This window comes from Halolamina pelagica (genome assembly GCF_900115675.1).
GTDB lineage: Archaea > Halobacteriota > Halobacteria > Halobacteriales > Haloferacaceae > Halolamina > Halolamina pelagica.
Map to the genome: position 1 here is coordinate 386,100 of NZ_FOXI01000002.1, position 14,722 is coordinate 400,821.

Below are 14,722 nucleotides of genomic sequence, written 5' to 3' on the forward strand. Positions count from 1 at the left end.
TGGCACCCCCTACTGGGACGTGTATGACCGACCCTGATCCAGTCGTTCCGAGACTCGTCACGTCCGGCACCCGGGAGCCGGTTCGAGGTGATCCGCCCCGCACCCTCGGCGGCACGCTGGCGACAGTGGCGCTCCTGGCGGGCGTGCTGTTCGCCGCCGCGGCGCCGCCGGCGCTGCTCGGCGGCCTCCTGCTCGGCGTCGCCGTCGGCGGCGGCGCTGCCGTCGTCGCGGACCGGCGCAAGTCCGATCACACGATGCGGCTCTGCCTCCCGCGGGCGGGCGTCTGTGTCCGGCTCTGAAAACCAGTCGCACAGCATACACAAACGAAGTTCACCGAACACTTTTTCGGGTGTGCTCCCTGATTTCGTCCATGAGCGAGAGGCTCCAGTCGATTCAGGAGTGTGGGGACTGCGTCGAACCCGCCGACGCCTTCGGGCTGGTCGCCAACGAGACGCGGCTCTCGATCCTGGAGGCGCTCTGGAACGCCGAGCAGTCGCCGGTGCGTTTCAGCGACCTCCGGCAGGCCGTGGAGATGCGTGACAGCGCACAGTTCAACTACCACCTCGACAAACTAACCGACCAGTTCGTCCGGAAAGTCGACGACGGCTACGAACTCCGCCACGCCGGCGAGAAGGTGGTCCGGGCGGTGCTCGCCGGATCCTTCACCGAACACCCGACGCTGGACCCCATCGACGTGGGCGATCCGTGTGTGGAGTGTGGCGCCGAACTCCGCGCCATCTACGACGACGAACAGCTCTCGATCCAGTGCCCGGAGTGTGGCTACGGTCACGGCGAGTACGCGTTCCCCCCGGGCGGCCTAACCGACCGCACCGACGACGAGATCCTCTCGGCGTTCGACCAGCGCGTCCGTCACCTGCACTGCCTCGCGAAGGACGGGGTCTGCCCCGAGTGCAGCGGCCGAATGGAGACCACCATCGAGCGCGCCGACGAGTGCTGTCTCGGCAGCACGCTCACGGCCACGCACCGCTGCTCGCAGTGTAACCACCAACTCTGTTCGGCGGTCGGTCTCGCGCTGCTGGACGACAGCGCGGTGGTGGGCTTCCACCGCGAACACGGCGTCTCCCTCTCCGACCAGCCCTACTGGACGCTCTCGTGGTGTGTGACCGACGAGGTGATCGAACTCGCGGGCGAGGAGCCCCAGCGCTTCGAGGTCGCGATCGAACAGGGCGGCGAAACGCTGACCGTGACGCTCGGCGACGACCTCACGGTGCTGGAGACGGAGCGCTCCTCGGGCTGACGAGGACGAACGTACCGGAAAGGCGCCGCCTAGCGGTCGACTTCGCCCATGATCGTGTCCAGGCTCCCCAGCGTCGCGATGAGGTCCGGGATCATGCCGCCGTTGGCCATCTCCGGCAGCGCCTGGAGGTTCGAGAACGACGGCCCCCGGATCTTGAACCGGCCGGGTTTCTGTGTGCCGTCGCTGCGGATGTAGATCCCCAGTTCACCCTTCGCGGCCTCGACGGTCTCGTACACTTCGGCACCCTCCGGCGGCTTGATGGTCCGCGGGACGCTCGCCTGAACCGTCCGGTCGGCGTCGGGCCACGTTTCGAGCAGATCGACACACTGATCGACGATCGCCGCTGACTCCTCCAGCTCCCGCAGGCGGACCAGCAGCCGGGCGTAGTTGTCACAGCCGTCCTCTGTCACGACGTCCCAGTCGAGTTCCTCGTAGTAGCCGTACGGATCGTCCCGCCGGACGTCGTAGTCGATGCCGGACCCGCGGGCGACGGGCCCGGTACAGCCGTACTGCTTTGCGACGTCGGGGTCGAGGTGGCCCGTGTCGACGGTCCGCATCTGGAGGATCTCGTTCGCCGTCAGGAGGTCGTGGAACTCCTGGACACGCTCGGGGATCTCGCCGAGGAACTCCCGCACCGACTCGAAGAACTCGTCGCGGGGTTCGGGGAGATCCCAGACGACGCCGCCCAGCCGGAAGTAGTTGAACATCAGGCGTTGCCCGGTCACCGCCTCGAGGACGTCCTGAACCCGTTCGCGGGCCTGTATGGCGTACATGAACGTCGCGGTGAAGTCGCCGATCACGTCGAGGGCGTAGGCCCCGACGGCGAGGAAGTGACCGAGCATCCGGCTGAGTTCGGCGGTGAACGTCCGGAGCACCTGCGCGTACTCGGGGACGTCGATGTCCGCCAGTGACTCGGCCGCGCGGGCGTAGGCCCACTCGTTGCAGAGCCCGGCGCCGCTCCAGTCCCACCGGTCGGGGTAGGGCATGATCTGGTGGCGGTAGGTGCCGGACTCGCACATCTGCTCCTCACAGCGGTGGATGTAGCCGATGTCCGGTTCCACGTCCACGACCTGCTCGCCGTCGAGCGTCGCCTCCAGATGCATCACGCCGTGGGTCGCGGGGTGGTGCGGGCCGACGTTGAGGAACATCGTGTCGGTGTCGCCGGCGCCGCCCGCGCTGGCCCCCGCGTCCGTGGGGGACTGTTCGTTCTCCCGGAACGGGACGATCTGTGGCCGATCCTGGTCGTACGCCCGACTCAACGGGTGGCCCTGCCAGGTTTCCGGCAGGAGGATCCGGCGCAGGTCCGGGTGGTCGTCGTACTCGATCCCCATCAGGTCGTAGGCTTCCCGTTCGTGCCAGTCGGCGGTGCGGTACGCGTCGGTCCCGGACTGGCTCCGTTTATCGTCGAGTGGGACGGGGACGGCGACGCCGAGTTCCCGAGTGGGTTCGTCGTAGTCCCGGAGGAGGTAGACGCTCTCGGCGTGGGTGTCGTACTCCTGTGCGACCACGGCGGAGCAGTGATCGAGCCCGAGCCCCGCCCTGAGCGCGTCCAGGACGGCCGAGACGCGGTCGGCACGGATCTCCAGCGCGGGGCTCTCGCCGATTTCACGTGACCCAACGACGGCGTCCCGCAAGTCGGCGTCGGCAAGGGTCCGTCGGGCGTCAGCGGCGAGCGAGTCGGTATCGTCGGCGACCGTCTCGGTAGCCGGCACTTGCTGAGACACATGTCGGTGTTCCCCCCGCATCCACTGGGGGGTTCTGCCGCACTCGAACGGGTATTCTTAAGCGACGACGGGCCAACCCCGCGGCCGATGAAGTACGTTCGCCTGCGTGTCACGTTCTCGGCCGAGACGATCAACCCCGTGCACGCGGCCATCTGCGACGCCGACGCGGTCGACCGTGACGTGTTGCTCCACGAGGACCGCTCCGGGCCGCCCCCGGACACGCTGCTCTACCACGTCGACGGCGACCCGGACGCCTTCGCCGGGATGCTCGGAGACGCGCCCGGCGTGCTGGAGTGGGCGTTCACTGCGGTCAAGGACGGGACGTTCTACGCGTTCGTCGAGGAGGCGCCCCCCGAGGGCGACGAGGAGATACTCGACGCCCTCTCCCGGACCGGCATCATGGCCGTGCCGCCGATCGAGTTCGCGTCAGACCGCTCGGCGACGCTCACCGTCGTCGGGACCGCGGGTGCGATCCGCCCGGCGCTCGAGGGCCTCCCCGGCGAGATGGGGATGGAGGTCATCCGCGTCGGCGAGTACGACCGCCGGCGCGAACTGTTCGACTCGGGGCTGACGGGCCGCCAGCGCGAAGCCATCGCGGCCGCGGTCGATGCCGGCTACTACGACAGCCCCCGTCGCGGGTCGATCGACGACGTGGCGGCGGCACTCGACGTGGCCCCGTCAACCGCCGCCGAACACCTGCGGAAGGCCGAGAGCCGAGTGATGGCGGCGGTGTCGGGTGCCGACGACTGAGCCCCGGTACCGTCAGGCCTCGTCGACGCCCGTGAACTCGAAGCGGGCGCCGCCCTCGGCGCTCTCGGTCAGCCGGATCGACCAGTCGTGGGCCTCGGCCACCTGCTCGACGATCGTCAGGCCGAACCCAGTCCCCTCGCCGGTGGTGTAGCCCGTCTCGAACACCGAGTCGCGTTGGTCCACAGGGATGCCCGGGCCGTCGTCGGCGACGTAGAAGCCGTCGTCCAGGTCGCCCACCGTGACGGTGACGCCGGGGCCGCCGTGCTCTGTCGAATTCCGGAAGAGGTTCTCGAACAGCTGTGCGAGCCGGCTTCGGTCCGCGGAGACGGTCCCCGTGACGGTCGCCCGGAGCGTGGCCTCGTCGGTAGCGACGCTCGACCACGCGCGCTTGACGACCGATTCGAGGGCGACCGGCTCGGTGACGGTCGCGAGTTCGCCCTGCTGAGCCAGTCCGAGGAGGCTGTCGATCAGTGCGTTCATGCGCTCGTGAGCGTCGGCGACGTGCTCGAGGTGCTCGCTGTCGCAGTCCTCGGCTGCCAGTTCGAGCCGCCCCTCTGCGACGTTCAGCGGGTTGCGCAGGTCGTGGGAGACGATGGAGGCGAACCGCTCCAGGCGGCGCTCGCGCTCCTTGCGTTCGGTGATGTCGCGGCCGACGCTCAGAACCGCTGTCTCCCCCTGGTAGCTGATGAGCGTCGAACTGATCTCGACGGGGATCCGCTCGCCCGATTTGGTCTCGTGGACCGTCTCGAACACCTGCACCTCGTCCTCCGGCATCCCCTCGATCAGCGCCGTGATCTCCTCGGGATCGGTGCCGGCGTCGATGTCGTGGGGGCCCATCTCCAGTAGCTCCTCGCGGTCGTAGCCGATCCGTTCGACGGCGGCGTCGTTGACCGCGAGGAACTCCCCGTCGGTGCTGATGACCCACACCGTGTCGTCCATCCCGTTGATGAGCTCCTCGTACTCCTGCTGGACGCGCTCGAGTTCGCGCTCGCGCGCCTTGCGCTCGGTCACGTCCCGACTGATCACGGCGAACAGCGCCTCGTCGACGGCGTCGATGCGACGGATGTGGACCTCGACGGGGAACGTCGAGCCGTCGGCGCGCTCGTACTCGCTCTCGAACCGGCGGCTGTCGCCGGGCTCCATGCGCTCCCAGATCCCGGCGGCCGACGCCGAGTCGATCGAGCAGTCGATCTCCCACACCTTCATCCCGATCAGCTCCTCGCGGTCGTAGCCGGTTTTCTCACAGAGCCGCGCGTTGGGTTCGGAGATCGTCCCGTCTGCGTCGTGGAGGTTGATCATGTCCGGCGACTGCTCGAACAGCGCCTCCAGTCGCGCGGTGGTCTCCTGGAGCCGGTTTTCGCGGCGCTCTCGCTCGGTCACGTCGGTGATGAACCCCTCGAGGTGGGTCAGTTCGCCGTCCTCGTAGACGCCGCGGCCGCGCTCCCACATCCAGCGGGTCTCGCCGTCGCGGGTGCGGATCCGGTAGCTGAGTTCGAACCGACCCCGCTCCTCGAGGGAGTCCTGGACGCGGGCCCAGGTCTCCTCGCGGTCCTCGGGGTGGATCACGTCCGACCCCCACTGCACGTCGCCGTTCTCCAACGATTCGGCGTCGTAGCCCGTCATGGCGGCGACCTCGCCCTCGACGGCCTCCATCGGCCACGCGGGGGCGTTCCGGCAGCGGTAGACCATCCCGGGGAGGTTGCTGATCAGCCGCTCGAGCCGGCGGGTCCGGCGGGTCAACAGCTGCTCGGAGCGGTAGGCCCCAACGGCGTTCTCGATCCGGTTGGCCAGTACCGCGTACTGGCCGGTGCCGCGTTCCTTCTGGAGGTAGTCGGTGACGCCGGCGGAGATGGCCTCGCTGGCGATCTCCTCGCTGCCCTTCCCGGTGTAGAGGATGAACGGGAGGTCGGGGTACGCCTCACGGACGGCTTCGAGCAGTTCGATTCCGTTGCGGTCGGGCATCTCGTAGTCGGCGACGACGCAGTCGACCCCGGCGCCGAGGCGCTCGAGTGCGGCGTCGGCGCCGATCGCCGTCTCGGCGACGATCCGATCGTCCTCGCGCTGGAGGTAGGTGGCCGTCATCGACGCGAGGTCGGGGTCGTCGTCGACGAGGAGGACGCGGATCGCGCTGCCGGGGTCGTCCATGCTGTACGGCACGCAGCAGTACCCCCGTCGTCAAAAAGGCGCGGGAAGCGCGATCAGTCGTCTTTCAGTGACGCGCGGCGGGCGGGAACGCGACGGACGAGCTCCCGGCCGGCTCAGTCCTCTTTCGTCTTGATGTCCGCCGAGAGACCCTGCGCCATCTCGATCTCCTTCGAGTTGTTGAGCGTCCAGGCCGTGCGCTCGGTGACCGCCTCGATGATCTCGCGGGCGGAGGGGTAACCGTTGCCGGACTTCTTCACGCCGCCGAAGGGGAGCTGGACCTCGGCGCCGATGCAGGGGAGGTTGCCGTAGGCCAGCCCGACCTCCGCGTTGTCGCGGTAGTAGTTGATCTGACGGTAGTCCTCCGAGATGACGGCGCCCGCGAGGCCGTACTCGGTGTCGTTGTGGATCTCGACGGCGTCCTCGATGTCGCCGCTGTACTTCAGCAGGGCGACGTGGGGACCGAACACTTCCTCGTGGGTGCAGCGCAGGTCGGCCTCGGCGTCGGCCTCGTAGACGAACGGGCCGACCCAGTGGCCGTCCTCGTGGCCCTCGGGGATCTCGTGGGGCTCCAGCTCCTCGCGGTCGACGAGCACGTTCACGTCCTCGTCCTTCGCGAGCTGGTTGTACCGGGAGACCTTCTCGACGTGCTCCGCCTCGATCAGCGGCCCCATGAACGTGTTCTCGTCCAGCGGGTCGCCGACGGCGACGCGCTTCGCGTTCTCGACGAAGCGCTCCTTGAACTCGTCGTACACGTCCTCGTGGACGATCAGGCGCTCGGAGGAGACACAGCGCTGGCCGGTCGTCTTGAAGCTCGACATGACCGCCGAGTGGACCGCCACGTCGAGGTCCGCCTCCTCGGTGATCACGATGCCGTTCTTCCCGCCCATCTCACACGCCGCGAGCTTGCCGGGCTCGCCGCCGACCTTCGACGCGATCTCGTGGCCGACCGCGGCGCTGCCGGTGAACAGCACGGTGTCGACGCGGCTGTCGTCGGTGATGGCCGCGCCGGCGTCGCCGAACCCTTGGACCATGTTGAAAACGCCATCGGGAATGCCCGAGTCCTCGAACATCTCGGCGATGATCTGGGCGCACCACGGCGTCTGCTCGGCGGGCTTCCAGACGACGGTGTTCCCCTCGACCAGCGAGACGGCCATGTGCCAGAACGGGATGGCGACCGGGAAGTTCCACGGCGTGATACAGCCGACGACGCCGCGGGGTTTGCGCCGCATGTAGGCGTCCTTCGACGGGATCTCGGAGGGGACCACGTCGCCCTTGGGGTGGCGGGCGTCGCCGGCGGCCCACTCGACCATGTGCCAGGCCTCGGTCACGTCGGCTTTCCCCTCGGAGATCTCCTTCCCGCACTCCTTGGAGACGATCTCGCCGAGCTCCTCGTGGCGGTCTTTGAGCTCGTGGTAGATGTCCCAGAGGTACTCCGCGCGGTCGATGTGGGAGAGCTCCGTCCACTCCTCGAAGGCGTCGTCGGCCGCCGCGAGGGCGGCGTCGACGTCGTCCTCGGTGCCGCGCTGGAACTCGCCGAGCGACTCGCCGTTCGCGGGGTTCTGGCTGGTGAACGTCTCGCTGCCGGTGCCCTCGACCCACTCGCCGTCGATGTAGTGCATGTACGGTTCGCTGCTCATGTGTCCGAACAGTGGGGGCGTCGGCGTGATAAAGCCTATCGGTCCCCCTCAGCGACCCTCCCGCTCGGCCTCGCCGGCGCGGGTCTCGATCGCCCCCTTCAGCGCCGTGGCGGCGAAGGTGTGATCGGGCCTGACACTCACGAAGTCGAGGAACTCCCGGGCCGCCAGCAGTTCCTGGGCGTCGTAGTGCTCCAGTGCGGCGTCGACCGAAGCCTTCGCGCCGATCAACGGCTCCAGTGCCGCGAGCGCACACGCGAGGTCGTAGGAACGCGCCGCCGCCATCGTCGCCCCGTTGTCCTCGCGGACGTTGGTGGCGTCGATGACGTAGACCTCGCCGTCACCGGGAGCCTGCGGCTCCCGGTTGCCCGAGGAGCTTCGCTCCTCGCCGTCGACGACCAGCACGTTCTCCGCCCGCAGGTCGCCGTGGGCCAGCCCGTGGTCGTGCATCCGGTGCAGCGCCCCGAACACCTCGGGGGCGAGACGGCGTTCCGTCGGCCGGGCCAGTTCGTCGAGCGTCCGGAAGTCGGGGAGGTACTCCATCACCAGCACGCCCATCCCCTCGATCTCCAGCGCCTCGACGGGTTCCGGGGCGTTCACGCCCACCTCGCGCAGGCGCTCGGTGGCCTCCAGTTCGTGCTGGGCCATCTCGTAGGGCGTGCCGTAGTGGCCGAAGAACCCCTCCGTCCCCGAGGAGAACGCGCCGAGGTTCCGCGTCGCGGTAAAGAGCGCGTGGACCAGCGAGTTCTGCTCGGTCACCAGCTTCACGAAGTACTCGTCGTCGAGCACCAGCGGCGTCGAGAGCCAGTTGTCGGCGTCCAGAAACCGTACGTGGACGGTCTCGCGGTCGTACCGCTCCGCGAGTTCACGGACGACCGACTCGATCCGGGACCACTCCGGCCGGCCCCGGACGAGTTTCCGGAGTTCCATCGTGGGCCGGTAGGGAGTGCGACGGCATAAACGACGGTGGCCGCGCCGCCGTCCCAGCCCCGTGCCAACCGCATCAGCGACCGAGAAATGTATTGTTCAACATACATTAGAATTATAAATAGTTGGTAGTCCGTTGGTGACATGGCTCACCACCACCGCCTCGACGAGCAGCGGGGGATGAACGAGGCGGCGACCACGGCCAGCGGCCGCGTGCGGAGCCATCGCTTCTCGAACCGGTTCGCGGGGCTCGATCCGTACACCCCCGCCGACGCGTTCCTCGAGGCGCTCGGCGGCGTCGAACCCGACGGCGGTAGCGTCGACGGGCCGATGCTCGGGGATCCGGGGCGCGAAAAGGTCGCGGACGCCGACGCCGGGATCGCCTTCTTCGGACAGTTCATCGACCACGAGATCACGTTCGACCCCACGTCGGAACTGGAGCGCCGCAACGACCCGCGAGGGCTGCGGAACTTCCGAACGCCCGCGCTGGACCTCGATTCGGTGTACGGGGGCGGTTCGGAGGTCCGCCCGTTCCTCTTCGACGACCGCGACGGGGCGAAACTGCTCACGGGCGCGGCGGAGCCGACCCCGACCGACGAGGGCGCCCCGCGGGCGGCCCGCTTCGGGGCGACCGACCTCCAACGGAACCGCCAGGGGAGCGCGCTGCTCACCGACCCGCGCAACGACGAGAACCTCGTGATCTCGCAGTTCCAACTGGCGTTCGTGAAGTTCCACAACCGGGTCGTCGACTACCTCCGGTCGGGCGGCGGCCACGCGCTGCTCGGCGACGACGAGGACGTGTACGACGCCGCGAAGCGGCTCGTCAGGTGGCACTACCAGTGGCTCGTCCGCCACGAGTTCCTCCCGACGGTGTGCGACCGGTCGGTGCTCGACGACATCGAGGCCACCGGCCGATCCTACTTCCTGCAGCCGGACGACCCCGTCTCGATCCCGGTCGAGTTCGCCGGGGCGGCCTACCGGTACGGCCACAGCCAGATCCGGGATCGCTACACCGTGAACGACGACGCGCGGGACGTGCAGTTCTTCCCCGGCCCGGCGCCCGAAAACGTCGACGTGCTCGCGGGAGCGATGGCCGGCGAGGACCGCCCACCGGCGGGTGTCGTCGAGGAGGAGACGGACCGGAACCTCAACGGTTTCGGCCCCGTTCCGGAGGAGGTGGTGATCGACTGGCGCTACTTCTTCGATCACGAGCCCGGGGCCGACGGCTCGACCGCCCAGCCCTGCCGCCCGATCGACACCGCGATGGCGCCGGCGCTCATGCTGCTCCCGTTCATCAGCCACGGCCCGGCGTCGCTGGCAACGCGGAACCTCCTGCGCGGCAAAGCGCTGGGACTGCCGTCGGGCCAGGCGGTGGCCGAACGGATGGGGATCGACCCGCTCGACAACGACGAGATCCCCCTCCCCGGCGAAACGACCTACGGCGAGTACCTCCGGTCGGTCCACCGCGGGGCGGAGACCGAGGCACCACTGTGGCTCTACGTCCTCGGGGAGGCGGCGGTCCAGGAGGACGGACATCGCCTCGGCGCGGTCGGCAGCCGGATCGTCGGCGAGGTCGTCCGGGGGATGATCGACGCCGACGGCCGGGCGTACGTCAACGAGGACCCCGAGTGGACGCCGACGCTGCCGCGCCCCGTCTCCGAGGGGGTCGACGACCGCTACCGGTTCGCCGACCTGCTCCAGTTCGCCACCGGTCCGGCCCCGGACGGTCTCACGCTCACGGCCGTCGACGGCGACGGGAGCGGCGACGCGCCGGACACGCCCGAGGGCGACCGAACCAACGGCGAGGCGGTGTTGCTCGAACACGCCGGTTCCGGCCCGCTCTCCCTGGGCGGGTACCAGTTCGACTACGGGGAACAGACCGAGACGGTCGACGCTCTCGAGGAACCCGTCGCGCCCGGGGAGCGGATCGTCGTCTATACCGGGTCCGGACCGGCGTCGACCGACGACGTCGGCGCTCGCGTCGTCACCTTCGACCGGGAGGCTGCCGCGATCGACGACGGGGGCGAACCGGTGGTCGTCCGGACGCCGACGGGCGAGGTCATCGCGTTCGGCGAGTACGGCGGCTGAGTCCGCCCGCGCGGGTCACGCGTCGGCGGTGACCCACGCTCGGATCAGTTCGTTCACGTTGTACAGCAGGATCCCCACCGAGAGCAGCGTCGTCGCGAAGTAGACCACCAGCGCGGGCGGGCCGCCGACGGCGGTGCCCAGGATCCCGCCGGCGAGCCCGAGGACGGTGAGTTCGGCCCACGTCACGACGACGCGCGAGCCCAGGTTCGGGGGGGCACGCGTCGACGACCCGTCGGCCTCAGCCATACGTCTCCCCGCTCTCGATCGGCCCGCTGAAGACGGAGTAGAGGACGCCGAAGTACGACAGCACGATCGGGAGCAGCAGCGCCATCATGATCGTCATGAGGTTCAGCGGGAGCGTCGAGACGATCCCCTCCGAGACACTCAGGCCCGTGGCGCGATCGACGGCCGGGAACATCGTCACCGCGATCACCGTGACGAGCCCGAACACGAGGCCCCCGACCGACGCGAAGGCGGCGAGGTACTCCCCGCGGCGCGTGGCGACGACGTAGCCCGCGACCAGCGCGACCGAGAGCAGGACCAGCGCGATCACCGGCAGGGAGAGCAGCGCCGACTGCAGCGCGGGCGTCGTGACGTAGACGGCCACGAGCGTCAGTGCGACGAGACCCAGGTACGCGACCGCCGCGCGAGTCCCGTACCGGCTGGCGTCGTCCCGGAGCGAGCCGCGGGTTTTGAGCCCGAGGAAGGCGGCGCCGTCGGCGACCGTGAGCGCGACGACCGCCAGCCCGCCGAGCACGCCGGGCACCGAGACGATCCCGGCGACCCCGGTGAGCCAGTTGATCGCGAACACCCCGAGCAGGAACGGCGTCAGCGCGCTGCCGACGACGAACGCGTACCCCCAGTACCGCCGCCACTGGTCGTCCTCCCGCTCCTCGTACATCTCCGGGGAGAGCCCCCGCAGCCCGAGCGCGGCGAGGATCGCGAACATCAGCAGGTAGTAGCGGCTGAAGAGGTTGGCGTACACCTCGGGGAACGCGGCGAACAGCGCGCCGCCGAACACCACCAGCCACACCTCGTTGCCGTCCCAGAACGGTCCGATCGCGGCGAGCAGCGTCTCCTTCTCCTCGGCGTCCTCGCGGGTGGCGAAGAGGATCCCGATCCCGAAGTCGAACCCGTCGAGGAACAGGAACATCCCCAGCACGAAGAAGACGAGGCCGAACCAGATCTCCGGGAGCGGGAGCCCGAACAGCGCCTCGCCCGCGAGATCAGTCATCGACGCTCACCTCCGCCTCCGGCGGGGCGTCGGTGCCGGCGTCGGCCTCGACGGCGCCGCCGTCCACCTCGGGCGGCCCGTGTTGGATGATCCGGCGGATCACGTAGGTGTACAGCGCCAGCAGGAGCGCGTAACCGCCGACGAAGCCGGCGAGCGTGAACGTCGCCTCGGCGCCGGTCAGGCTCGGCGAGACGCTGTTCTCGGTGAGCATCACGTCCTGGATCACCCACGGCTGGCGGCCGACCTCGGTGACGATCCAGCCGGTCTCGACCGCGACGATACCCAGCAGGGACGACCCCATGAACGCCTTGTGCAGCAGGTCGTCCTCGACGAGCTCCCCGCGGTACCACCGGTAGCTCGCCCAGAAGCCGAGGAGGATGAACCAGAAGCCGAGCCCGACCATGATGCGGAACGCCCAGAAGACGACGGCGACGGGCGGTGCCTCCGTCTCGAAGGAGTTCAGCCCGCGGATCTCCGCCTGCGGGTTCCCGCCGCTGGCCAGCCACGACGCGCCGCCGGGGATCCCGATCCCGAGCAGTTCCTTCGCCCGGGGGTCGAGGATGTGCGAGATGTCGGTCGGGAACGCGACGATGTACTCGGGGACGTACGTGTCGGTCTCCCAGAGCGCCTCCATCGCGGCGAACTTCTGGGGCTGGGTCTCGTAGACGTGCCGGGCGTACAGGTCGCCGTGGATCACCTGCAGCGGCGCCGTGATGACCAGCGCGACGATAGCAATCTTCAGCGTCTTCACCCAGAACGCCGCGTTCTCGACCTCGTCGCCGCGGACGTGGTGTTTGTAGACGAAGTAGGCGGCGACCCCGGCCATGAACAGCGCGACAGACTCCACCGCCGAGTTCTGCATGTGGAGGAACATGTACTGGAACCGCGGGTTGAAGTACGCCGCCATGGGGTCGGTCAGGTGGACCACCTGTCGGCCGCCCTCGTTGACGAGTTCGTACCCCCGCGGGGTTTGCATCCAGGAGTTCGCGATCAGGATCCAGACCGCCGAGAGCCAGGTGCCGAGGCCGACCAGCACGCTGGAGAGGAAGTAGAACGCGTCGGAGACGCGGTCGCGGCCGTAGATGAAGATGCCGAGGAACGTCGCCTCGAGCATGAACGCCATCATCCCCTCCGTCGCCAGCGGCCCGCCGAACAGCTCGCCGGCGAACGTCGAAAAGGCCGCGAAGTTGGTGCCGAACTCGAACTCGAGGACGAGCCCCGTGACGGTGCCGACGACGAAGCTCACCGCGAAGATCTTCACCCAGAACCGCCGCAGTCGCTCGTAGATTGCCTCGCCCGTCCGGATCTCCTTCCAGGTGAAGTAGATCAGGAACGGGGCCAGCCCCATGCTCATCACCGGGAAGACGATGTGGACGATGGTGGTGACGGCGAACTGGAGCCGGCTCGCCACGACCGGATCAACCATCGACGGGGCCCCCACGTTCGGACGGACCGACACCGCACCCTTCCGGTACGGGCGGTACGGCGACCTGGCCGGTGGTGCCTCGCTCGTGCGACATTGCTCTGTTTCGTGTTCGGAACGAGGCACAGTTAACTTTGTCTGGTGCGATCATCGAAAACGAGTAGTGGATCGGGCCGACGGCGCGCGCGACTGGCTGCCAACGAGTGATCAGTTCCACGATCGGCCCGGCAGGCGCCGGCGGCCACGCCGGGCGGATGACCCCTGGTCGCGGCGCCGGACGAGTCGGGCTACCGCTCGTGTTCGCGTCGTGGCTCGCGGCGTCGCTGCTCGACGTGAGCGACTCCGGGCGGGCCGGCGCGATCGGACTGCTCGCCGCGACGGCCGCCCGCGTAGAACGGAACTCTCGTGCGGCGGGACCTCTAACTCTCGGCGACGGCCGCCTGTTCGTCGCCGTACTTCTCGCTGAACTCGCCGATGAGGTTGCCCATCTTCGCGTACCAGTCGTTCAGCGTCCGCTGCATGTCCTGGGCGATCTTCTCGGCGTCGCGAGGGTGGTAGACGTGGTGGTAGCCACCCTGCTCGTAGTTCTCCTGTTCCTTCTGGATGAACCCCGCGGAGAGCAGTCGCTGGACCGATCGGTACGCGGTGGAGCGCTCGCGATCGACGCCGTCGGCGATCTCGTCGACGGTCAGCCCGTCCGGTCGATCGTTCAGTAGTCGGAACACCTCCTTGTCGATCCGCTTCAGGTCGTGGAAACACTCCAGCAGCCCCTCACACCGCATATCGGACTGGAGCATTTCGCGCATGGAATCGGCCATAACTATCTGAACTAACGGGCTAATGCTTCAAAAGTGTTTTGTATGGTTAGTACAATACCGCACTCGGGAAGGGACGTGGTACCTGCACGAACGCCTCGCAGGCAGGTGGTTTCGGCCCAGTCAGTGGCGGCTCACGGTGTTCTGGATCGAGCAGCCGGCGACGCCTCGAGGGTCGTTCCCGAGGCGGTCAGTCCGCAGTGCTCGTCGACGCCGGGTGCTCGGAACGCAGCTCCCGGATGGAGCTGACGACGACGGCGCCGGCGACTAGCGTCGCGGCGCCGAGGATCACGACCAGCGAGACGGTCTGGAGCACGGGAACGTCCATGAACGTCCCGATCTTCCGCAGGGCGACCGCGATCGCACCCAGCAGCAGCATCGCGCCGAAGTACACCTTGATCTCGTCCTCGTCGACCAGACTGGTCGCCGCTGCGCCGATCCGGGCGCCGCCGGCACTCCCCGCCAGCAGCGGGACGACGATCGTGAGGTCGACCGCGCCGTCCATCGCGTACAGGAAACTCCCGATCCCGCCCGAGAACACGATCTCGAACAGGTCCGTCCCGACCGCGATCGGAACCGGCACGCCGATCAGGTAGAACAGCGCGGGCATGCGGATGAACCCGCCGCCGACGCCGAGGAATCCGGAGAGCAGCCCGGTCGCGAACGCGACGAGGAGGATCATCCACAGCGAGACCTTGATCCCGCCCCGCAGGCTGATCATCGG

Annotated in this window: 13 protein-coding genes; 4 read left to right on the forward strand and 9 right to left on the reverse strand. The window is 68.6% G+C overall.

What is annotated here, in order from left to right:
• Positions 1-23: 23 nt before the first annotated feature.
• The gene (locus tag BMZ83_RS04605) at positions 24-299 is read left to right on the forward strand and encodes a hypothetical protein (RefSeq protein ID WP_074876105.1); all 276 of its coding nucleotides are present in this window, start codon (positions 24-26) and stop codon (positions 297-299) included.
• Positions 300-370: 71 nt separating this feature from the next.
• Positions 371-1,258 (forward strand): DUF7351 domain-containing protein, encoded by an 888-nt coding sequence (locus BMZ83_RS04610; RefSeq protein ID WP_074876107.1) that lies wholly within the window; start codon positions 371-373, stop codon positions 1,256-1,258.
• Positions 1,259-1,287: 29 nt separating this feature from the next.
• On the opposite strand, the gene BMZ83_RS04615 is transcribed toward BMZ83_RS04610, so the two are convergent.
• Positions 1,288-2,982, reverse strand: coding sequence for an NADH-quinone oxidoreductase subunit D (locus BMZ83_RS04615; RefSeq protein ID WP_394327186.1), 1,695 nt, complete (start codon positions 2,980-2,982; stop codon positions 1,288-1,290).
• 87 nt (positions 2,983-3,069) lie between these two features.
• Here BMZ83_RS04615 and BMZ83_RS04620 point away from each other — a divergent pair, with 87 nt between their 5' ends.
• Positions 3,070-3,732, forward strand: coding sequence for a helix-turn-helix domain-containing protein (locus tag BMZ83_RS04620; RefSeq protein WP_074876109.1), 663 nt, complete (start codon positions 3,070-3,072; stop codon positions 3,730-3,732).
• A 12-nt stretch (positions 3,733-3,744) separates the two neighbouring features.
• Here the strand turns inward: BMZ83_RS04620 and BMZ83_RS04625 are convergent, their stop codons facing one another.
• From BMZ83_RS04625 to BMZ83_RS04635, 3 genes are all read right to left on the reverse strand, one after another.
• Positions 3,745-5,889, reverse strand: a complete 2,145-nt coding sequence (locus tag BMZ83_RS04625; protein ID WP_143076889.1) for a PAS domain S-box protein — start codon at positions 5,887-5,889, stop codon at positions 3,745-3,747.
• Positions 5,890-5,990: 101 nt separating this feature from the next.
• Entirely contained in the window at positions 5,991-7,514 is a 1,524-nt protein-coding gene (locus tag BMZ83_RS04630) for an aldehyde dehydrogenase family protein (RefSeq protein ID WP_074876114.1), read from the reverse strand.
• Positions 7,515-7,562: 48 nt separating this feature from the next.
• Positions 7,563-8,441, reverse strand: a complete 879-nt coding sequence (locus tag BMZ83_RS04635; RefSeq protein ID WP_074876116.1) for an RIO1 family regulatory kinase/ATPase domain-containing protein — start codon at positions 8,439-8,441, stop codon at positions 7,563-7,565.
• A 141-nt stretch (positions 8,442-8,582) separates the two neighbouring features.
• On the opposite strand from BMZ83_RS04635, the gene BMZ83_RS04640 reads away from it, so the two are divergent.
• Entirely contained in the window at positions 8,583-10,526 is a 1,944-nt protein-coding gene (locus BMZ83_RS04640) for a peroxidase family protein (RefSeq protein WP_074876118.1), read from the forward strand.
• A gap of 15 nt (positions 10,527-10,541) precedes the next feature.
• On the opposite strand, the gene BMZ83_RS04645 is transcribed toward BMZ83_RS04640, so the two are convergent.
• The 5 genes from BMZ83_RS04645 to BMZ83_RS04665 all read right to left on the reverse strand — a co-directional run.
• On the reverse strand, positions 10,542-10,772 hold the full coding sequence (locus BMZ83_RS04645) for a hypothetical protein (RefSeq protein WP_074876120.1): 231 nt from the start codon (positions 10,770-10,772) through the stop codon (positions 10,542-10,544).
• Complete coding sequence (gene cydB, locus BMZ83_RS04650; RefSeq protein ID WP_074876122.1) at positions 10,765-11,760, reverse strand: cytochrome d ubiquinol oxidase subunit II; 996 nt, start codon at positions 11,758-11,760, stop codon at positions 10,765-10,767. The genes BMZ83_RS04645 and cydB overlap by 8 nt, the downstream gene beginning before the upstream one ends.
• A complete protein-coding gene (locus BMZ83_RS04655; RefSeq protein WP_074876125.1) occupies positions 11,753-13,186 on the reverse strand; it encodes a cytochrome ubiquinol oxidase subunit I in 1,434 nt (477 codons plus the stop codon). The genes cydB and BMZ83_RS04655 overlap by 8 nt, the downstream gene beginning before the upstream one ends.
• 416 nt (positions 13,187-13,602) lie before the next feature.
• Positions 13,603-14,001, reverse strand: a complete 399-nt coding sequence (locus BMZ83_RS04660) for a helix-turn-helix domain-containing protein (RefSeq protein WP_074876126.1) — start codon at positions 13,999-14,001, stop codon at positions 13,603-13,605.
• Between the two features lie 187 nt (positions 14,002-14,188).
• The coding region (locus tag BMZ83_RS04665; RefSeq protein ID WP_143076890.1) for a sulfite exporter TauE/SafE family protein at positions 14,189-14,722 on the reverse strand (534 nt) is incomplete at its 5' end.

What these genes read in the sequence shown, in the direction of transcription:
- BMZ83_RS04605 (WP_074876105.1), top strand. Translation starts at nt 24, where the DNA reads ATGACCGACCCTGATCCAGTCGTTCCGAGACTCGTCACGTCCGGCACC.
- BMZ83_RS04610 (WP_074876107.1), top strand. Translation starts at nt 371, where the DNA reads ATGAGCGAGAGGCTCCAGTCGATTCAGGAGTGTGGGGACTGCGTCGAA.
- BMZ83_RS04620 (WP_074876109.1), top strand. Translation starts at nt 3,070, where the DNA reads ATGAAGTACGTTCGCCTGCGTGTCACGTTCTCGGCCGAGACGATCAAC.
- BMZ83_RS04630 (WP_074876114.1), bottom strand. Translation starts at nt 7,514, where the DNA reads ATGAGCAGCGAACCGTACATGCACTACATCGACGGCGAGTGGGTCGAG.
- BMZ83_RS04635 (WP_074876116.1), bottom strand. Translation starts at nt 8,441, where the DNA reads ATGGAACTCCGGAAACTCGTCCGGGGCCGGCCGGAGTGGTCCCGGATC.
- BMZ83_RS04640 (WP_074876118.1), top strand. Translation starts at nt 8,583, where the DNA reads ATGGCTCACCACCACCGCCTCGACGAGCAGCGGGGGATGAACGAGGCG.
- BMZ83_RS04645 (WP_074876120.1), bottom strand. Translation starts at nt 10,772, where the DNA reads ATGGCTGAGGCCGACGGGTCGTCGACGCGTGCCCCCCCGAACCTGGGC.
- cydB (WP_074876122.1), bottom strand. Translation starts at nt 11,760, where the DNA reads ATGACTGATCTCGCGGGCGAGGCGCTGTTCGGGCTCCCGCTCCCGGAG.
- BMZ83_RS04655 (WP_074876125.1), bottom strand. Translation starts at nt 13,186, where the DNA reads ATGGTTGATCCGGTCGTGGCGAGCCGGCTCCAGTTCGCCGTCACCACC.
- BMZ83_RS04660 (WP_074876126.1), bottom strand. Translation starts at nt 14,001, where the DNA reads ATGGCCGATTCCATGCGCGAAATGCTCCAGTCCGATATGCGGTGTGAG.